Genomic DNA, 15,441 nt, shown 5'->3' with positions numbered 1-15,441 from the left:
GCTCAGCCGCGCTGGGCCCGCAACCGTTCAAGCACGCCATCCAGCGTGTCCAGATCGGTGTAGTGGATGACCAGCTTGCCCTTGCCGCCGCGGCCGTGGTTGATCGCCACCTTGGCACCGAGCGATTCGCTCAGCTCGGTTTCCAGCGAGGCGATATCCGCCTGTGGCGCGCTGCGCGGCGCCGGCTGCGGGCGGTTGCCCGGCACTTTGCCGGCGGCGAACGCCTGCGCGCGGCGCTCCACTTCACGTACCGACCAGCCTTCATCGGCTGCTTCCTGGGCCAGCTTGCCGGCCAGTTCCGGGGCCAGCGTCAGCAACGCGCGGGCGTGTCCCATTTCCAGCCGGCGTGATTCCAGCAGCACGCGGATCGCGATCGGCAGTTCCAGCAGGCGCAGCAGGTTGGACACCGACGCACGCGAACGGCCGACGGCCTCGGCCGCTTCGGCGTGGGTCAGGGTGAACTCGCTGATCAGCCGATGCAGGGCTTCGGCTTCTTCCAGCGGGTTGAGGTCTTCGCGCTGGATGTTCTCGATCAGCGCCATCGCGATGACGGTGCGGTCTTCCAGCTCGCGCACCACCACCGGCACTTCGTCCAGCCCGGCCAGCTGCGAGGCACGCCAGCGGCGTTCGCCGGCGACGATTTCGTAGTTGCCGCCCGGCAGCTGGCGCGCCAGGATCGGCTGGATCACGCCCTGCGAACGGATGGAATCAGCCAGTTCGGCGAGCTTGGCCTGGTCCATCTCGCGCCGCGGCTGGTACTTGCCCGGCTGCAGCTGGCCAATCGGCAGCCTGCGCAGCACTTCACCAGGCAGCGGTTCGATCACCGCCGTGGCCTGCACCTGGCTCACCGAAGCCTTCGGTCCCAGCAGGGCATCCAGGCCGCGGCCGAGGCCACGCTTCTTGCCTGCGGCGGGCTTGGTGGTCATCAGGCAGTCTCCACGGCCTTGGCGGCCTTGTTGCGATCGTTGTTGCGACGGATGATCTCCCCGGCCAGGCCGAGGTAGGCCACGCCACCGCGCGAGCCACGGTCGTAGCCGACGATGCTCTGGCCATGGCTGGGCGCTTCGGCCAGGCGCACGTTGCGCGGCACGATGGTGCGGAACACCAGGTCGCCGAAGTGTTCGGTGAGCTCGCCGGACACCGCGTTGGCCAGGTTGTTGCGCACATCGAACATGGTGCGCAGCACGCCTTCGATTTCCAGGGCCGGATTGAGGTTGCCGCGCAGCGCTTCGATGGTTTCCACCAGCGCGCTCAGGCCCTCCAGGGCGTAGTACTCGCACTGCATCGGCACCAGCACCGAATCGGCGGCGGCCAGGGCATTCAAGGTCAGCAGCGAAAGCGCCGGCGGACAGTCGATCAGGATGTAATCATACTCATCGCGGATCGGGGCCAGCGCGCGCTTCAGGCGCTGTTCGCGCTCGCCCTGGCCCATCAGCTGGATCTCGGCGGCGGTCAGGTCGATGTTGCCGGGCAGCAGGTCATAGCCTTCGGCCGACTTCACCCGCACTTCCGCCGCGGTGCTTTCGCCCAGCAGCAGGTCATAGGTGGACGAGGCCAGCTCGCGCTTTTCCACGCCGCTGCCCATCGTCGCGTTGCCCTGCGAATCCAGGTCCACCAGCAGGACGCGCTTGGGGGCGTGGGCCAGGGCGGCGGACAGGTTGACGGCGGTCGTGGTCTTGCCGACGCCACCCTTCTGGTTGGCGATGGCGATGATGCGGGCCATGCGGGTGAGCCTCGTCGACGGTTGCTGGGGCTGGTCATTATGCGTACAACCGGCCCCGGGCGGAAATCGGGATGCGCCAGGACCTTGGCGGACAAGGACCGGCGCAGCCGCTCAAGGACCGGTAATGGTCACCAGGTGGCGCTCTCCGGACAGGCCCGGAACCTGCAGCGGCACTACCTCGCGCACGCTCCAGCCCATCGGCAGTGCGGCGATTTCATCGTGCGGGTGGATGCCTTTCATCGCCAGCAGCACCCCGCCCGGGCGCAGCAGGTGGCCACCCACGCGCACGATACCTTCCAGCGTATCCATCGCACGCGCGGTGATCTGGTCGTACTGGCCGGGCTCGTCCAGCGCTTCGGCACGCGACTCGGCGACCCGCGCATTGCCCAGCTGCAGTTGGCGCACGGCTTCGCGCATGAAGCGCGCCTTCTTGCCGTTGCTTTCCACCAGAGTGACCTGCAGGCCCGGGCAGGCGATGGCCAGCGGAATGCCGGGCAGCCCCGGACCGGTGCCGAGGTCGGCCAGGGTGCCTTCGGTGACGTGCGGCTGCATCGCCAGCGAATCCAGCAGGTGGCGGGTGACCATCTCCTGCGGATCGCGCACGGCGGTGAGGTTGTAGGTCTGGTTCCAGCGATGCAGCAGGGCCAGGTAACGCAGCAGCGGCGGTGCCAGCTCGGCAGCCAGGCCCATGTCGGCCAGGCCACGCTGCAGCGTGTCGGCGACGGCAGGCGGAAGATTGTGTTCGCTCATGCCGTGATTATCGCCGGTTTATTGCCGTTGAGTTGATCGGGCCGGCCTTGGTAGCGCCGAGCCATGCTCGGCGGACACTGTCCGACGCCGCGCTTCGCGCTCGCCGAGCATGGCTCGGCGCTACCTTCAGACGGCGTGCCAGGCCAGCGCGGCGCGGAAATCGGCGCGCGCCTGCCACTCATGCAGGTGCCAGCGCGCGGCCGGGCCGAGCGCCGCATCGCACCAGTGCAGCTGCAGGCTGCCGTCGCGGGCGGGGGCGAACTGCAGGCGGTGCAGGCCGAAGGAGATGCCTTGCCCGTCCGCCTTCAGCATGGCCTCCTTGGCACACCAGACACGGAAGAACCAGTGTTCGCGATCAGCCTCGGACAGGCTTTCCAGCCATTCGATTTCCGCCGGGTGGAAAAAGCGGCGAACGATTTCCAGCAGGCGCGGCCGTGGACGCAGCAGTTCCAGGTCCACCCCCAGCCGTACGCCTTCGCCCAGCGCCACCAGCAGCAGCTCGCCGCTGTGGCTCCAGCCGGTGCCGTAGCCGGACAACGCAGCAGACAGCTCCGGGCGGCCACGCCGGTCACGGACCAGGGGCAGCGCCAGCGGATCGCCTCCCAACGCCTCGGCCAGCACCTGGCGCGCCTGCGGTTCGCCGCGGTGTCCCGGCACGTGGGGGCGGCGCCAGACCGTCACCGGCCCGAACTGCCACGGGCCACCAAAGGGCGGCGGCTGGCTCACGTCGCGTGCCTGTCAGCACGGCTGCACAAGCGGTTCACGGCCGGGCGCGTCAACTGAAGGCCCTTGGGACGTGGAGGTGTGGCGATGGGCATCATCATCTGGTTGATCGTAGGCGGCATCGTGGGCTGGCTGGCCAGCATCATCATGAGGCGCGATGGCCAGCAGGGCATCATCCTCAACGTGGTGGTCGGCATCGTCGGCGCGCTCATTGCCGGCTTTCTGTTCGGTGGTGGGATCAACGACGCGATCACGCTGCGCACCTTCCTGTTCTCGCTGATCGGCGCGGTGATCCTGTTGGCGATCGTCAACCTGTTCACCCGCAAGAGCATACGCTGACGCCGCCGTGGTGCCGGCCGCTGGCCGGCTGATGCATCAGCACGGGGCCCGGCAAAGTGCCGGGCCTCGTTGTTTCAGGCCAGCTGCACCCAGGCCGGTGCGTGATCGCTCGGGCGCTCCCAGGTCCGCGGCTCGCGATCGATGCCCGATGCCACCGCCGACGCCTTCAGCGCATCCGATACGAGGGTCAGGTCGATGCGCAGGCCCAGGTTGCGGCGGAAACCGGCGGCGCGGTAATCCCACCAGCTGAACACTCCGGCCTCGTCACTGTGCAGGCGGAACGCATCGTGCAGTCCCAGCTGCAGCAGCTTGTTCAGCGCGCCGCGTTCGGCGGTGGAAGTCAGGATGTGGTTTTCGTTCCAGACCAGCGGGTCGTTGACGTCACGCTCGTCGGGGGCGATGTTGAAATCCCCCATCACGATCAGCTTCGGGTAGCGCTGCAGCTCATCGGCGATCCAGGCATGCACTGCTTCCAGCCAGCGCAGTTTGTAGGCGTATTTGTCGGTGCCCACGTCCTGGCCGTTGACCACGTACAGGTTGATCACCCGCAGCTCGCCGAAGGTGCCGGCGATGACGCGCTTCTGCTCGTCCTCGAAGCCGGGGATGCCGATCTGCACGTCCTGCGCCGGCTCGCGCGACAGCAGTGCCACGCCGTTGTACGTCTTCTGGCCAGCGAACACGCTGCGGTAACCGGCGGCGATCAGCGCCGAATCCGGGAACTTGTGGTCTTCCAGCTTGGTTTCCTGGATGCCGACGATGTCCGGGCCGAAGTCCTTGAGCCACTGCTCCAGGTGCGGCAGGCGGACGTTGAGGGAATTGACGTTCCACGAGGCGATTTTCATGGCGGGGATTGTAGCCCGCCCAGGCCCGGGGCCCGGTAGCGCCGTGCCGTGGTGGGTGACGACCGTTGGTCGTCACGCTGTTCGCTTGGTGGGTGACGACCGTTGGTCGTCACGCTTCTGGATCCCGCCGAGCATGGCTCGGCGCTACCGGCTCAGGCCGGCGCGACGTCCCAGCCGAACAGATCCAGCGCCTTCTGGAATGCGGCGTCGACCGGTGCGCGCACGCCCACCGTGCCTCCGTCCGGATGCGGGAAGCGCAGGCGCTCGGCATGCAACAGCATGCGGTGCACGCCCTGCATGCGGAAGATGCGGTTGTGCCGCCCATCGCCGTGGCTGGTGTCACCGATCATGTGGTGCGACAGGTGCTTGAGGTGGCGGCGGATCTGGCGGAAGCGCCCGGTCTGCGGTTGGCAGCGCAGCAGCGCATAGCGCGAGGTGCTGAACTCACCACTCGGCACCGCCAGCTCGCCGGTCGCCAGACGCTGGAAATCCGTCACCGCCGGCTTCTTCACCGGCTTGCCGGGACCGCCGTCGAGGTCATGGTCGACCTGCCAGCTTTGCTCTGCCGGCCACCCACGGCACACGGTCAGGTAATCCTTCTGCACCTCCCCGCCCATCAGCGACTTGCCCAGCGCGCTGGCGGTTTCGCGATCGAAGGCCAGCAGCAGGCAACCGCTGGTGGCACGGTCCAGCCGGTGCACCAGGAAGATCTGCCGGCCCAGCTGCTCGCGCAGCCGATCAGCCAGGAAGTCATCCTCGCCGCGCGCCAGCTTGCTGTCGTGGACCATCAACCCGGCGGGCTTGTTGACCACTGCCAGCCGCTCGTCCTGGTGCAGCAGCTGCAGCGGCGGCAGTGGCGTGACTGCGGCCGCTTCGTCAGGGATCGCCTCGTCGACCACCGACCCGCCCGCGGTCATCGCCACCACGCCCGTGCCAACGCCAATGCACCCAGGGCGCCGGACACCCCGCTCCAGATCGGCATGTCGCCGAAGTACAGGCCCGGCGGCTGCAGCACGTACAGCAGCGCGGCGATCGCCAGCAGGCCGACACCGGTGATCGCGCCCACGGCGCGCTTCTGCAGCCGTTGCAGGCTGGCATCCAGTGCGACCAGGTCGCGCGAGCGCATCGACAGCTCATGCCGCCCTTCCACCTGCTGGCTCAGCCAGGCGTGCACCAGCCGCGGCATGTCCGGCGCATGGGTCATGATTTCCGGCACCCGTTTGCCGATCTCGCGCAGCACCCGGCGCGGGCTGTAGCGCGCGCGCAGGATCTTCGCCAGCACCGGCTTGGCCACCGCCCAGATATCGATCTGCGGATCCAGCTGGCGGCCCACCCCTTCGATGTTGAGCAGGGTCTTCTGCAGCAGGATCAGCTGGGGCTGCAGGGTCAGCTGGTAACGCTGCGCCACGCGGAACAGCTTCATCAGCACTTCGGCCAGCGAGATCTGCGACAACGGACGGGTGAAGTACGGTTCGCAGACCGAACGCACCGCCGATTCCAGCTCGTCGATGCGCACGTGGTCGGGCATCCACCGGGCCTGCACGTGCAGTTCGGCGATGCGCCGGTAATCGCGGTTGAAGATGGCCATGAAGTTCTCGGCGAGGTAGTACTGGTCCTCCTGCGAGAGCTGGCCCATGATGCCGAAATCCAACGCGATGAAGCGCGGGTTGGCGCGGCGCTGCGGATCGATATCGACCCAGATGTTGCCGGCGTGCGCATCGGCGTGGAAGAAGTTGTCACGGAACACCTGGGTGTAGAACACCCGCACGCCCTTGGCCGCCAGCGCGACGCGGTCGATGCCGGCGCGGTCCAGCGCTTCGATGTCGTCCGACGGAATGCCCCAGACGCGTTCCAGGGTCAGTGCGCGTTCGGCCGTGTGGCTCCAGATCACCTCGGGCACGTACAGGTCGTCGGAGTTCTCCCAGAACCGGCGCAGCACGCTCGCATTGGCGCCTTCGCGCTGCAGGTCCAGTTCGGCCGAGAGCGTGTTTTCGATCTCGGCCACCACCTCGCGCGGGCGGATCTTGTCGGCGCGCGGATGGGTGCGCTCGACCAGCGTCGCCAGCGAATTGAGCAGGGCGATGTCGGCGACGATCTGCTTCTCGATGTCCGGGCGCAGCACCTTGACCACCACTTGGCGCCCATCGCCGAGCGTGGCGGCGTGCACCTGCGCGATCGATGCCGAGGCCAGCGGCTCGGTATCGAAACTGGCGAATGCCGCAGTGACCGGCATGCCCAGCGCCTGTTCGACGATGCGCCGTGCGGTATCGCCGTCGAACGGCTTGACCCGATCCTGCAGCAGGGTCAGTTCGACGGCTACATCCGGCGGCACCAGGTCGCGGCGGGTGGAAAGGATCTGTCCGAACTTGACGAAGATCGGGCCGAGGTCCTGCAGCGCCAGGCGCAGCCGCGCACCGCGGGACTGCGCGGCGATGTCCGCCGATGCACGTGGCACGAAGGGTTTGGCCAGCCGCAGCCAGCGCTCGGCCGGGGTGCCCTGCAGCAGGTCGTCCAGCCGGTAGCGCAGGATGATGCGGCCGATGCGGCTGGCCCGCAGCAGCGCCTTCATGCGGCCCCCCGCAGGCGCTGCACGCGCGCGGCGAGGCGCTCCAGGTCGTCACGCAGCACGTCCACGTCGTCATGGAAGGCATCCAGTTCGCCGCGCGGCACCACGTCGCGCGATTCCTCGGTAACGAACTCCGCGGCCGTATGCGCGAGGTCGGACGCGCCGCGGCGCGCGTGCTGCAAGGCGCTGCGCAGGGTGTTGGCCACCTGTACGCCCAGCACCTCGCCGAACACGCGCACGAAGGGCAGTTGCCAGTCCGGATCGAATCCCTTCGCCAGTTGCTGCAGGCGGCGCGCCAGTTCGGCATCGCCGGCCACCCGCACGCGCCCGGCCGTGTTGGCCTGGGCGCTGCGTGATTTCGCCAGCAGCGGCAGCTGTGCCAACACCCCGGACAGGCTGCTGCGCACCGCCAGGTCGGCTTCGCGATGGTCCACCGGACCCACTTCCAGTGCCTCGCCGTGCACGCTGATGCGCATCGCCAGGGCGGGCGCTTCCAGGGTCAGGTCGATATGGCGGCCATCCAGTGCGGTCAGCGCCTGGCGGGTATCAGGGTCCAGCGCAAGCGCGCGGTTGAGCGCGGCTTGCAGGGCGCGGCCGGCAACCGGCTTGAGCGACTTGAGCAGGGAAAGAGGCATGGCGGGCATTCTACCTGCCTGATGCGGCAGTGACCGCCACCGGCCCGGTAGTGACGGCCGCTGGCGGTCTGCCGCGGCCGTGGTGGGTGACCACCGTGGGTGGTCACGCTGTTGCCGCTGCGCTCGCCGAGCATGGCGCGGCGCTACCACCATTGCGGCCGCGGGGGGCTCGCAGAAACAACAAAGCCGGGCGATGCCCGGCTTTGTCTTTCAAGCAACCCGACCGAAGGTCAGGTTCGCTTGCGGAACATCGAGATGATGGCCAGCACCAGGAAGACCACGAACAGGATCCAGGCGATGTTGCTGGCGGCACCGGCGATACCGGAGAACCCAAGCACGGCGGCAATCAGGGCGATGACGAAAAAGATGACGGCGTAATGCAGCATGGCGATCCTCGCGGTTAACGTGCCGGGGTGGCGTTGGGGACCATACTTACGTGCCAGCGGTGTTCATCTGGTGACGGAAATCTCGCCGATTGATGAAGCTTTCAGCCGCGTGAGCCCTTCGTCAATGCTCACCACGGGCACATAACCGAAGTCGCGGCGCGCCGGTTCCATGCTGTACCAGTGCGCGGTGCACAGCTGTTCGGCAAGGAAACGGGTGAGCGGCGGCTCACCCGGCAGGCGCAGCAGCGGCCACAGTTTTTCGGCCACCGCACCGATGCGATACGCGGTCTTGAAACTCACCGACTTCGTCACCGGGGGCGCGCCTGCCGCAGCCAGCAGCTTGTTGAGCAGCTCGCGCATCGGCAGCGGTTCGCCATTGGAAATGAAGTACGCCTTGCCCGCGCACGCCGCACCGGGAGCCAGCGCATCCAGCACCAGGAAATGCGCCAGTGCGGCATTGTCGATGAAGGTGGTATCGACCAGGTTGCTGCCATCGCCGACCAGGCGCAGGCGTCCAGCGCGCGAACGCTGCGCCAGTCGCGGCACCAGCTGCAGATCGCCCGGCCCCCAGATCAACCGGGGGCGCAGCGCCACGGTGGCCAGCGCGGCATCGTTGGCCGCCAGCACGCGTTGTTCGGCAATCGCCTTGGTCGCGGCATACGGCGCCTGGAAGTCTTCGCCGTACGGCACCTGGTCCGCACCCAGCCCTTCCACCGGATGCGTAGCGCGATGGGTCACGCTGGGGGTAGAGGTGTAGACCAGCTTCGACACCCCCTGCGCACGGCATGCGGCGATCACGTTGTCGGTGCCGACGACATTGGCCCGGTGGTAGCTGTCATAGCTGCCCCAGGCCCCTGCCTTGGCCGCGTTGTGCAGCACCGCGTCCATGCCCGTCACCGCGTGCAGCACCGCCTGCGCATCAGCCAGATCACCCTGGATCTGGCCCACGCCCATGGCCTGCAGCGCCGGGTAATGACCCCGATTGAAGCTGAGTACCTGGTGCCCGCGTTCGGCAAGGCCAGCGCACAGCGCCTGGCCGAGGAATCCACCGCCACCGGTGACAAGGATCTTCATGCGTGTTTTTCCCGTTGCGAAGCGGCCCAGATCGCCAGTTTCTCGCGGCCGATCTTGGCGTTGTGGCGGATGTCCACCGGGAACCCCGGATGGACCAGGAACTCCTGCAGGCGTGCCTCGGGCAGGCGCACGGCCGCCTTGGTGCGCAGCGCTTCATGCAGGGCCGCGGAATCGGAATGCCCGCCCAGCAGCTCCACGCACAGCACCGGCACCTGCGCACCCGGCGCACCCACGCCGACCAGCGCGGTGCGCGCCACGCCGGCCACGGTGTTGAACACCGGCTCGACCTGTTCGGTGTACAGCGGCCCGTGCGCGGTTTCCACGCGCTGGGTCTTGCGCCCACAGAACCACAGCTGGCCCTGTGCATCGAAGTAGCCGACATCGCCCATGCGGTGCACCACGCGGGTGCTCCCATCGGCCAGCGTCTCGCTGATCTTGGCCGCCGCAGTTGCCTGCGGACGGTTGAAATAGCTGTCCGTTGCGGTAGGCCCGGCGACGGTGATCTCGCCCACTTCGCCCACCGCCAGCTCACGTACCTGCGACCAGTCCGGCAGCGGCGCGTCGTCGATGGCGATGATGCGCACCTGGTTCGGTGCCACCACCCCGCCCACGCAGGTGCCGGCACCGCCTTCGGTGGCGGCGCGGGTGTTTTCCAGCGCGCGCCCTTCGATCACCGCGACCGGCAGGCATTCGGTGGCGCCATATGGCGTCCAGAACTGGGCATCGGGCGGCAACAGCCGGCGGATCCTGGCGACCACGTCCGGCGGCACCGGCGCCCCCGCCGAGGTCACCCGCTTGACCCCCGGCAGCGGCTGGCCATGGTCGGCCAGCACCCGCATCAATGCCGGCGAGCCGAACAACTGGGTGACGCCGTGGCGCTTGATCGCATCGTGCAGGCGGCGCGGATCGGCCTTGGCCGGGCGCGTGGGATCCATGTCCGGTATCACCGAGGTCAGTCCCAGTGCCGGGTCGAACAGGGCGAATGGCGGGAAGGTCGGCAGGTCCACTCCGCCCGGCTCCATGCCGAAGGCCGCGCGCAGCAGCTCGACCTGGCCGACGAAATGGCGGTGGCGGTAGACAACGCCCTTGGGCACGCCGGTGGAGCCGCTGGTGAACAGGATCGCCGCGGTGTCTTCGCCATCGGTGGCGGCCAGCATCGGCGGCGTACCGGCGCCGGCGCGCTCCAGCGCGGCCAGCGTGGTGCCACCCCAGCCCAGCCGGCGGCCCACGGTCACCAGCAGCGTGGCCGACGGCGCCCAGCGCAGCGCCAGCCGGGCCACGTGGGCCAGCGCAATGCCGATGAAGGCCTGCGGCTGCGCCTCGTCCAGGCACTGCTTCAGCGCGCGCTTGTCGATGCCCGGATCCACCAGCACCGGCACCGCGCCCAGCTTGAACAGCGCGAACATCAGCAGGAAGAACTCCGGCGAAGGACGCACCATCACCACCGCCCGTACGCCGCGGCCGATGCCGTAGGCGGACAGGCCGGCGGCCATCGCATCGCTGCGCGCATCCAGTTGACGGTAGTCCAAGGTCACGTCATAGGCCGCCATGCCATTGCCCGGCCCGCGCCGTCCGGGACAGCGGATGGCGATCTGGTCGGGTCGTTCGCGCGCCAGTTCGGGCAACCGCGCGGCAATATTGCTGTATCGGTTCATCCGTTCATTGTCGCCGGATACGGAATTTCTTGCGCGCTGGCCCGCATCGTGGAAAATCCGCACTCTCTTTTCATCTCGCCAATGGCCGCCCGAGGCGCCCTGCCCATGCAACACCCCTGCATGACCTGCGGCGCCTGCTGCACCCAGTACCGCGTGGCGTTCCACTGGATGGAATCGGACGAAGTCACCCCCGGCGGCGTGCCGCACCGACTTACCGAAGTGCTGGACCCGCATCGCCTGTGCATGCAGGGCACCCATTCGGCGCCGGTGCGTTGCGTGGCGCTCGACGCCCAGATCGGCGTGTATTCGCGGTGCACGATCCATCCCAACCGGCCCAGCGTGTGCCGCGAGGTGGACGCTTCATGGGAATACGGCAAGCCGAGCGCGCAGTGCGAGAAAGCCCGCCTCGCCTACGGCCTGGACCCGCTGACCCCGGCCGACTGGCGCTGGCGCGAGGCGGCCGGCAACGATGACGACCATCCGGACGACAACGGCTCGCCGCAGGCCCCGATCGCGGCCTGAGCGGGAGGGCACGCCGACTCAGGGGCTTCCTCCCCCCGAGGGGTCCATGGGGCTGGTAGCGCCCGGCCCTGACAGTCCGGGCGCTTCACGCGCGTGACGACCACGGTCGCCACTCACAGAAGCCGTGCTTACAGGGGGTTGCGCTCCAGGAACGCGCGGATCTGCGGCACCAGTACCTCGTGCTTGTCTTCCAGCACGTAGTGGCCGGCATCCTCGAACGCGTGCACTTCCGCCTGCGGCAGCGCCGCTTGGAAGCCCTCCATGAAGTGATGGTCGAAGACGAAGTCGCGCAGGCCCCAGCCGATGAAGGCGGGCCGGTCGGCGAAGGACGGCAGCACCTGGCCGGAGCGCTCCAGCAGCGGCCACGCCTTGTCGGCCGGCGACAGCGGGATGTCCTGCATGAAGCGGATCGTACTGATGCGGTTGGCATAGCTGTCGTACGGCGACACGTAGGCGCGGCGCACCTCGGCCGGCATCTTCCGCTCCACACCCAGCCACGACGCACCGGAGGAGAATGCATTGAAGGTGCGGATGATCCACTCGCCGATCTTCCAGTGCCGCCCCAGTGCGATCTGCCACGGCATTTTCTTCGCCGCCGGCATCGGGAACGCCGCGGTATTCAGCACCACCAGCCGCTTGACCTGGGCGTGGTGGGACAGCGCCCAGCCGAAGCCGATCATGCCGCCCCAATCGTGCACGGCCAGGGTCACCGGACCGGTGATGCCCAGGTGCGCCAGCAGCGCGTCCAGGTCATCCACGCGCGACTGCAGGGTGTATTCGTAGCGGTCATCAGCCGGCTTGTCCGACAGGCCCATGCCGATGTGGTCCGGCACGATGCAGCGGTAGCGGTCGGACAGGCCGGCCACCAGCGTGCGCCAGTAGTAGCTCCACGACGGATTGCCGTGGACCATCACCACCACCTCGCCATCGCGCGGGCCTTCGTCGAGGTAGTTCATCGACAGGCCCGGACGGACCTCGAACCGATGGGGAGTGGACGGGTAGCCGGGAAGATCGCGCATGCGGTGCACCTGTAAAAAGGGCCGGTAGTACCGGCCCTTGGGGAGACATTACCGGGCCTGGGTCACCAGACCACTTCAGCCATCGAGCAGTTCAGCCCCGAGCCGATGCCGAGCAGTGCGATGCGATCGCCCTTTTTCAGCTTGCCCAGCTGCTTGAGCTTGCTCAGCACGATCGGCACCGAGGCCGGGCCGATGTTGCCGTGCTCGCCGAAGATGGTCATCACCTTCTTCGGATCGATGCCGAAGTTCTTGATGAACGCGGCGGTGTGCGGCTGGCTGACCTGGTGGATGACGAACTGGTCCAGTTCCTCCACCGCCCAGCCCAGCGCGATCTTCGCCGCGGCGAAGGTCTTCTGGGCCAGCTTGATGCCTTCGATCAGCAGCAGGCGGGTATCGGTGACCATGCGGTCCAGGTTGCCCAGGCACAGCTGGTTCCATTCGGTGGCCGACCGGGTGACGCCGCCCTTGTAGCGCGGGGCATCGGGGACCAGTTCCGAACGGGCCATCACCATCGCCGCCGCGCCCGACCCGGTGGTCAGCGCCGCCAGCTCGTTGCGGAAATCTTCGGCGGTAACGCCCGGGGCAGTCATCCGCTCCAGGGTCTTCTCGTACACCAGGTTCGCCGTCTCGCCATCGACGACCAGCGCGTAGTTCAACTCGCCACGCTCGATCATCCGCGCGGCGATGTCCATGCCATTGATGAAGGCGAGGCAGGCGTTGGCCACGTCGAAGGTCACGCATTCCTCGCCCACGCCCAGGTTGCCGGACACGATGCTGGCGGTGGACGGCTCCAGGTAGTCGCGGCTGACCGAGGTGTTGATCACCAGGCCGACGTCGGCCGGGCCGATGTTGGCGTCTTCCAGCGCCTTGCGGGCGGCCATGGTGGCCGCGTCCGAGGCCAGCGTGCCTTCATCCCACAGGCGGCGCGCATGGATCCCGGCAACGTCACCCAGCACGTCGGTACGGATACCGAGGCGGTCCAGGGTGGGCTGCAGGCGTTCGTTGATTTCCTTGGTCGTTAGCGTGTGGGGCGCGTCGACATGCGCCAGGCCGGCGATCGAGACATTCTTGAAGAGCATCGAGTTAGCGCCAAGGCTCAGGCAAAGGGGGCGTCATTCTATAACCCTCTTGGCCTGACCGCACCTTTACCGATTCAGCCTTGGCCGTATGGTGCGTTTCAGCGCGGCGGGCACTGGAAGGCGGCAAAGCGCTGGCTGCCATCGGCGGGCGGTGCGGCGGCCTGCACGGCGTTGGCGCCGGCACTGGGCGCCTCGTTGCGGGCCAGGGTTTCCAGCTCTTCCTGCACGCGCAGCGGGTTGCGGTTGTAGAAGCCGACCTTGCTCTTCACGGTCACCACCACCTCGCCCTTGGCCTGGCAACCGGCCGGCACCGCGCCAGGGGCCAGCACGCGCACGGTCTTGCCGGACGACTCGATCGGCACCCACGTGCAGGCGGTGGTGGCGAGCAGCAGGGTGGAGATCAGCAGGATGCGCATGGCGGAGTACCGGATAAGGTTTCCGCGATTGTGCCTGAACAGGCTGAACGGGAGGTAGCGCGGTCAGGCATCCGTCACCGATTCTGAAGCGTCCTCGCTCCCTGTGAGAGCGCCCTTGGGCGTCTGTCGGTGACGTCGGCATTCCCGACGACACTCTCCCTTGGACGGTCTCTGCCAACAACGCCTGAAGGTGGGTGTTCCCTCCATTTCATTTCATAGGAGGGCGGGGTCGCGATCCACGTCCGCAACCAGCGCGGACCTGCGGCCATCCGAACGCCGGGCCCGCGCGGGCAGCTCCCGCACCTCCAGATTGTCCAGCACCATCTCCATTTCGTCATCTTCGCTGTCGGTTAGCAGGACGAACGCCTCCGGCCCATCGAGGGTGAACTCCGTTGACCCGTAGCGCATGTCGCCCGACTCCTGGTCAAACAGGAGGATGTGCTCATCGGCGATGACTTTCTGCAGACCGCAGGGGCGATTACACCCCCATGAGAACGCTACCCGACGACGCCCGGCGCCTTCCAGGGCGAAGCTGATTGCCGAATCCACGCTGAGGTGCCGGCCCGAGATCAGGCCATGGCTGGCAGGATGCCCGCGGTCGCTGACGCCCACGCGATCTCCCTTGAGCTCGAATTCGAAGCCGCCGGCGGTAACCCTCGTTTGCCGCCCCACGTCAGCGTCTTCAAAATCCGCAGAGCCCTGCCGGGCCGGTTGACCGACAGCCTGATCACGGAGGTCGTAGGAAAACGACATGCGTTCCTGCTTGCTGGCAGGAAAGCCGAGCCGAACGATCGGAATCAGCAGTCCATGGTGCTGGTAGTAGCGGATCTGGTCGTACTGCGCCTTGATCAAGGCCTCGCGTCCACCTTGGACATGGAAGAAGGAATGCAACGGGAGCTGACCGCCACTGCCTTCTGGCCAGGTCGCTACGAGGACCTCGTTGTTGATGGCCCAAAGCTTGTCCGGCAGCGCCTGATGCGCTTCCGCCGCCAGCTTGAACCACCGCGCCGGCGCTTCGGCGCCCGCATGACGCAGATCCCAGCCGCACACCCGATAGTTGCCGGCCTCCGGGTAGGCGCCCAGCCACTGCCTGGCGGTGGAGATACCGAGGCGCTGGCAGGTATCGGTAGTCAGCGTTTCCGACTCGATAGGGCCGCAGCCCTGCAGGGTTGGCCGACGGTCTGTACTGGCATTGATCGGGAAACTGCACAGTATCTGCATGTCGGCAGTCCGGTTGCCCGGTGCCTCCTGGCTGGGGTACAGGATGAACCCGTTCTGCCTGCCGAAAGGCCGGCCGAACCCATCGTCCTGGCGTAGCCAGGAAAAGGCGACGCTGCCCTTGGCGATCTGTCGATCAGTGGGCTCCCACGGCAGCAAATCCACTGCGCTGAGCGTGGCGCGCAGCAGGATGCCGCTGCATTGATAGGCTGGCATTTCTCCACCGCCACAGTCATCGACCACGTTGCCATACCAGCGTTCCAGATCTTCCACCACGCTGCTGTGGCGGGCTGGCAACTTCAACGGAGTTGTCCAAGCCAGTGCGACGGGGACCGAGATCGCAACACAGACCGCCAACAAGGCAGCTGCGGCGAGGTGCCACAAGGTAGAACCACGTGCTGCGCGCTTCATCAGATCCTTGCTCCGTCGTACCGACGACGCGCCGGCATCAGGATTCCAGCATCCACTGCGCCAGCAGAGTGAGCGCGTGATCA

17 protein-coding genes are annotated in these 15,441 nt (G+C 67.5%); 2 read left to right on the top strand and 15 right to left on the bottom strand.

Going from position 1 to position 15,441, the window contains the following annotated elements; genetic code table 11:
* Positions 1-2 precede the first annotated feature (2 nt).
* The 4 genes from ACI2JH_RS02545 to ACI2JH_RS02530 form a co-directional block, all read right to left on the bottom strand.
* Positions 3-929 (bottom strand): ParB/RepB/Spo0J family partition protein, encoded by a 927-nt coding sequence (locus ACI2JH_RS02545; RefSeq protein ID WP_372487481.1) that lies wholly within the window; start codon positions 927-929, stop codon positions 3-5.
* A complete protein-coding gene (locus tag ACI2JH_RS02540) occupies positions 926-1,723 on the bottom strand; it encodes a ParA family protein (RefSeq protein ID WP_101099443.1) in 798 nt (265 codons plus the stop codon). Before ACI2JH_RS02540 ends, ACI2JH_RS02545 begins: the two co-directional genes overlap by 4 nt.
* 111 nt (positions 1,724-1,834) lie before the next feature.
* Positions 1,835-2,473, bottom strand: a complete 639-nt coding sequence (gene rsmG / locus ACI2JH_RS02535; protein WP_349999438.1) for a 16S rRNA (guanine(527)-N(7))-methyltransferase RsmG — start codon at positions 2,471-2,473, stop codon at positions 1,835-1,837.
* Between the two features lie 126 nt (positions 2,474-2,599).
* A complete protein-coding gene (locus tag ACI2JH_RS02530; protein WP_404735344.1) occupies positions 2,600-3,199 on the bottom strand; it encodes a 4'-phosphopantetheinyl transferase family protein in 600 nt (199 codons plus the stop codon).
* An 84-nt stretch (positions 3,200-3,283) separates the two neighbouring features.
* Here ACI2JH_RS02530 and ACI2JH_RS02525 point away from each other — a divergent pair, with 84 nt between their 5' ends.
* Positions 3,284-3,535, top strand: a complete 252-nt coding sequence (locus ACI2JH_RS02525; RefSeq protein ID WP_101099446.1) for a GlsB/YeaQ/YmgE family stress response membrane protein — start codon at positions 3,284-3,286, stop codon at positions 3,533-3,535.
* Between the two features lie 74 nt (positions 3,536-3,609).
* Here ACI2JH_RS02525 and xth read toward each other — a convergent pair whose 3' ends face one another.
* The 7 genes from xth to oleC all read right to left on the bottom strand — a co-directional run bounded on the left by xth (position 3,610) and on the right by oleC (position 10,693).
* Positions 3,610-4,377, bottom strand: a complete 768-nt coding sequence (gene xth, locus ACI2JH_RS02520) for an exodeoxyribonuclease III (RefSeq protein ID WP_182656361.1) — start codon at positions 4,375-4,377, stop codon at positions 3,610-3,612.
* Positions 4,378-4,529: 152 nt separating this feature from the next.
* Complete coding sequence (locus tag ACI2JH_RS02515) at positions 4,530-5,294, bottom strand: pseudouridine synthase (RefSeq protein ID WP_404735495.1); 765 nt, start codon at positions 5,292-5,294, stop codon at positions 4,530-4,532.
* A complete protein-coding gene (gene ubiB, locus ACI2JH_RS02510; RefSeq protein WP_404735343.1) occupies positions 5,291-6,946 on the bottom strand; it encodes a ubiquinone biosynthesis regulatory protein kinase UbiB in 1,656 nt (551 codons plus the stop codon). Before ubiB ends, ACI2JH_RS02515 begins: the two co-directional genes overlap by 4 nt.
* Positions 6,943-7,578, bottom strand: coding sequence for an SCP2 domain-containing protein (locus ACI2JH_RS02505; RefSeq protein WP_101099502.1), 636 nt, complete (start codon positions 7,576-7,578; stop codon positions 6,943-6,945). The genes ubiB and ACI2JH_RS02505 overlap by 4 nt, the downstream gene beginning before the upstream one ends.
* Positions 7,579-7,808: 230 nt before the next feature.
* Positions 7,809-7,964: a DUF1328 domain-containing protein gene (locus ACI2JH_RS02500; protein WP_042613899.1), complete on the bottom strand. Its 156-nt coding sequence runs from the start codon at positions 7,962-7,964 to the stop codon at positions 7,809-7,811.
* 63 nt (positions 7,965-8,027) lie between these two features.
* A complete protein-coding gene (gene oleD, locus ACI2JH_RS02495) occupies positions 8,028-9,038 on the bottom strand; it encodes a 2-alkyl-3-oxoalkanoate reductase (protein ID WP_404735342.1) in 1,011 nt (336 codons plus the stop codon).
* Complete coding sequence (oleC, locus tag ACI2JH_RS02490; RefSeq protein ID WP_404735341.1) at positions 9,035-10,693, bottom strand: olefin beta-lactone synthetase; 1,659 nt, start codon at positions 10,691-10,693, stop codon at positions 9,035-9,037. Before oleC ends, oleD begins: the two co-directional genes overlap by 4 nt.
* Before the next feature lie 105 nt (positions 10,694-10,798).
* On the opposite strand from oleC, the gene ACI2JH_RS02485 reads away from it, so the two are divergent.
* Positions 10,799-11,215, top strand: coding sequence for a YkgJ family cysteine cluster protein (locus ACI2JH_RS02485; RefSeq protein ID WP_182656365.1), 417 nt, complete (start codon positions 10,799-10,801; stop codon positions 11,213-11,215).
* 128 nt (positions 11,216-11,343) lie between these two features.
* Here the strand turns inward: ACI2JH_RS02485 and ACI2JH_RS02480 are convergent, their stop codons facing one another.
* The 4 genes from ACI2JH_RS02480 to ACI2JH_RS02465 all read right to left on the bottom strand — a co-directional run bounded on the left by ACI2JH_RS02480 (position 11,344) and on the right by ACI2JH_RS02465 (position 15,358).
* Positions 11,344-12,234, bottom strand: coding sequence for an alpha/beta fold hydrolase (locus tag ACI2JH_RS02480; protein WP_404735340.1), 891 nt, complete (start codon positions 12,232-12,234; stop codon positions 11,344-11,346).
* Positions 12,235-12,296: 62 nt separating this feature from the next.
* Complete coding sequence (locus ACI2JH_RS02475) at positions 12,297-13,313, bottom strand: 3-oxoacyl-ACP synthase III (protein WP_057507087.1); 1,017 nt, start codon at positions 13,311-13,313, stop codon at positions 12,297-12,299.
* A gap of 98 nt (positions 13,314-13,411) precedes the next feature.
* The gene (locus ACI2JH_RS02470) at positions 13,412-13,729 is read right to left on the bottom strand and encodes a DUF4156 domain-containing protein (RefSeq protein WP_042611996.1); all 318 of its coding nucleotides are present in this window, start codon (positions 13,727-13,729) and stop codon (positions 13,412-13,414) included.
* A 213-nt stretch (positions 13,730-13,942) separates the two neighbouring features.
* Positions 13,943-15,358 carry a hypothetical protein gene (locus tag ACI2JH_RS02465; RefSeq protein ID WP_404735339.1) on the bottom strand — a complete coding sequence of 472 codons (1,416 nt, stop codon included), beginning with the start codon at positions 15,356-15,358 and terminating at the stop codon, positions 13,943-13,945.
* Positions 15,359-15,441 lie beyond the last annotated feature (83 nt).

It is taken from the genome of Stenotrophomonas sp. NPDC078853 (genome assembly GCF_044901215.1).
GTDB classification, from domain to species: Bacteria; Pseudomonadota; Gammaproteobacteria; order Xanthomonadales; family Xanthomonadaceae; genus Stenotrophomonas; species Stenotrophomonas lacuserhaii.
This window is presented reverse-complemented; position numbering and strand designations above follow the sequence as displayed.

Excerpts from the sequence above, each read along its gene's own strand:
- ACI2JH_RS02540 (WP_101099443.1), bottom strand. The coding sequence starts at position 1,723 with ATGGCCCGCATCATCGCCATCGCCAACCAGAAGGGTGGCGTCGGCAAG.
- rsmG (WP_349999438.1), bottom strand. The coding sequence starts at position 2,473 with ATGAGCGAACACAATCTTCCGCCTGCCGTCGCCGACACGCTGCAGCGT.
- ACI2JH_RS02525 (WP_101099446.1), top strand. The coding sequence starts at position 3,284 with ATGGGCATCATCATCTGGTTGATCGTAGGCGGCATCGTGGGCTGGCTG.
- xth (WP_182656361.1), bottom strand. The coding sequence starts at position 4,377 with ATGAAAATCGCCTCGTGGAACGTCAATTCCCTCAACGTCCGCCTGCCG.
- ACI2JH_RS02515 (WP_404735495.1), bottom strand. The coding sequence starts at position 5,294 with ATGACCGCGGGCGGGTCGGTGGTCGACGAGGCGATCCCTGACGAAGCG.
- ubiB (WP_404735343.1), bottom strand. The coding sequence starts at position 6,946 with ATGAAGGCGCTGCTGCGGGCCAGCCGCATCGGCCGCATCATCCTGCGC.
- ACI2JH_RS02505 (WP_101099502.1), bottom strand. The coding sequence starts at position 7,578 with ATGCCTCTTTCCCTGCTCAAGTCGCTCAAGCCGGTTGCCGGCCGCGCC.
- ACI2JH_RS02500 (WP_042613899.1), bottom strand. The coding sequence starts at position 7,964 with ATGCTGCATTACGCCGTCATCTTTTTCGTCATCGCCCTGATTGCCGCC.
- oleD (WP_404735342.1), bottom strand. The coding sequence starts at position 9,038 with ATGAAGATCCTTGTCACCGGTGGCGGTGGATTCCTCGGCCAGGCGCTG.
- oleC (WP_404735341.1), bottom strand. The coding sequence starts at position 10,693 with ATGAACCGATACAGCAATATTGCCGCGCGGTTGCCCGAACTGGCGCGC.
- ACI2JH_RS02485 (WP_182656365.1), top strand. The coding sequence starts at position 10,799 with ATGCAACACCCCTGCATGACCTGCGGCGCCTGCTGCACCCAGTACCGC.
- ACI2JH_RS02480 (WP_404735340.1), bottom strand. The coding sequence starts at position 12,234 with ATGCGCGATCTTCCCGGCTACCCGTCCACTCCCCATCGGTTCGAGGTC.
- ACI2JH_RS02475 (WP_057507087.1), bottom strand. The coding sequence starts at position 13,313 with ATGCTCTTCAAGAATGTCTCGATCGCCGGCCTGGCGCATGTCGACGCG.
- ACI2JH_RS02470 (WP_042611996.1), bottom strand. The coding sequence starts at position 13,729 with ATGCGCATCCTGCTGATCTCCACCCTGCTGCTCGCCACCACCGCCTGC.
- ACI2JH_RS02465 (WP_404735339.1), bottom strand. The coding sequence starts at position 15,358 with ATGAAGCGCGCAGCACGTGGTTCTACCTTGTGGCACCTCGCCGCAGCT.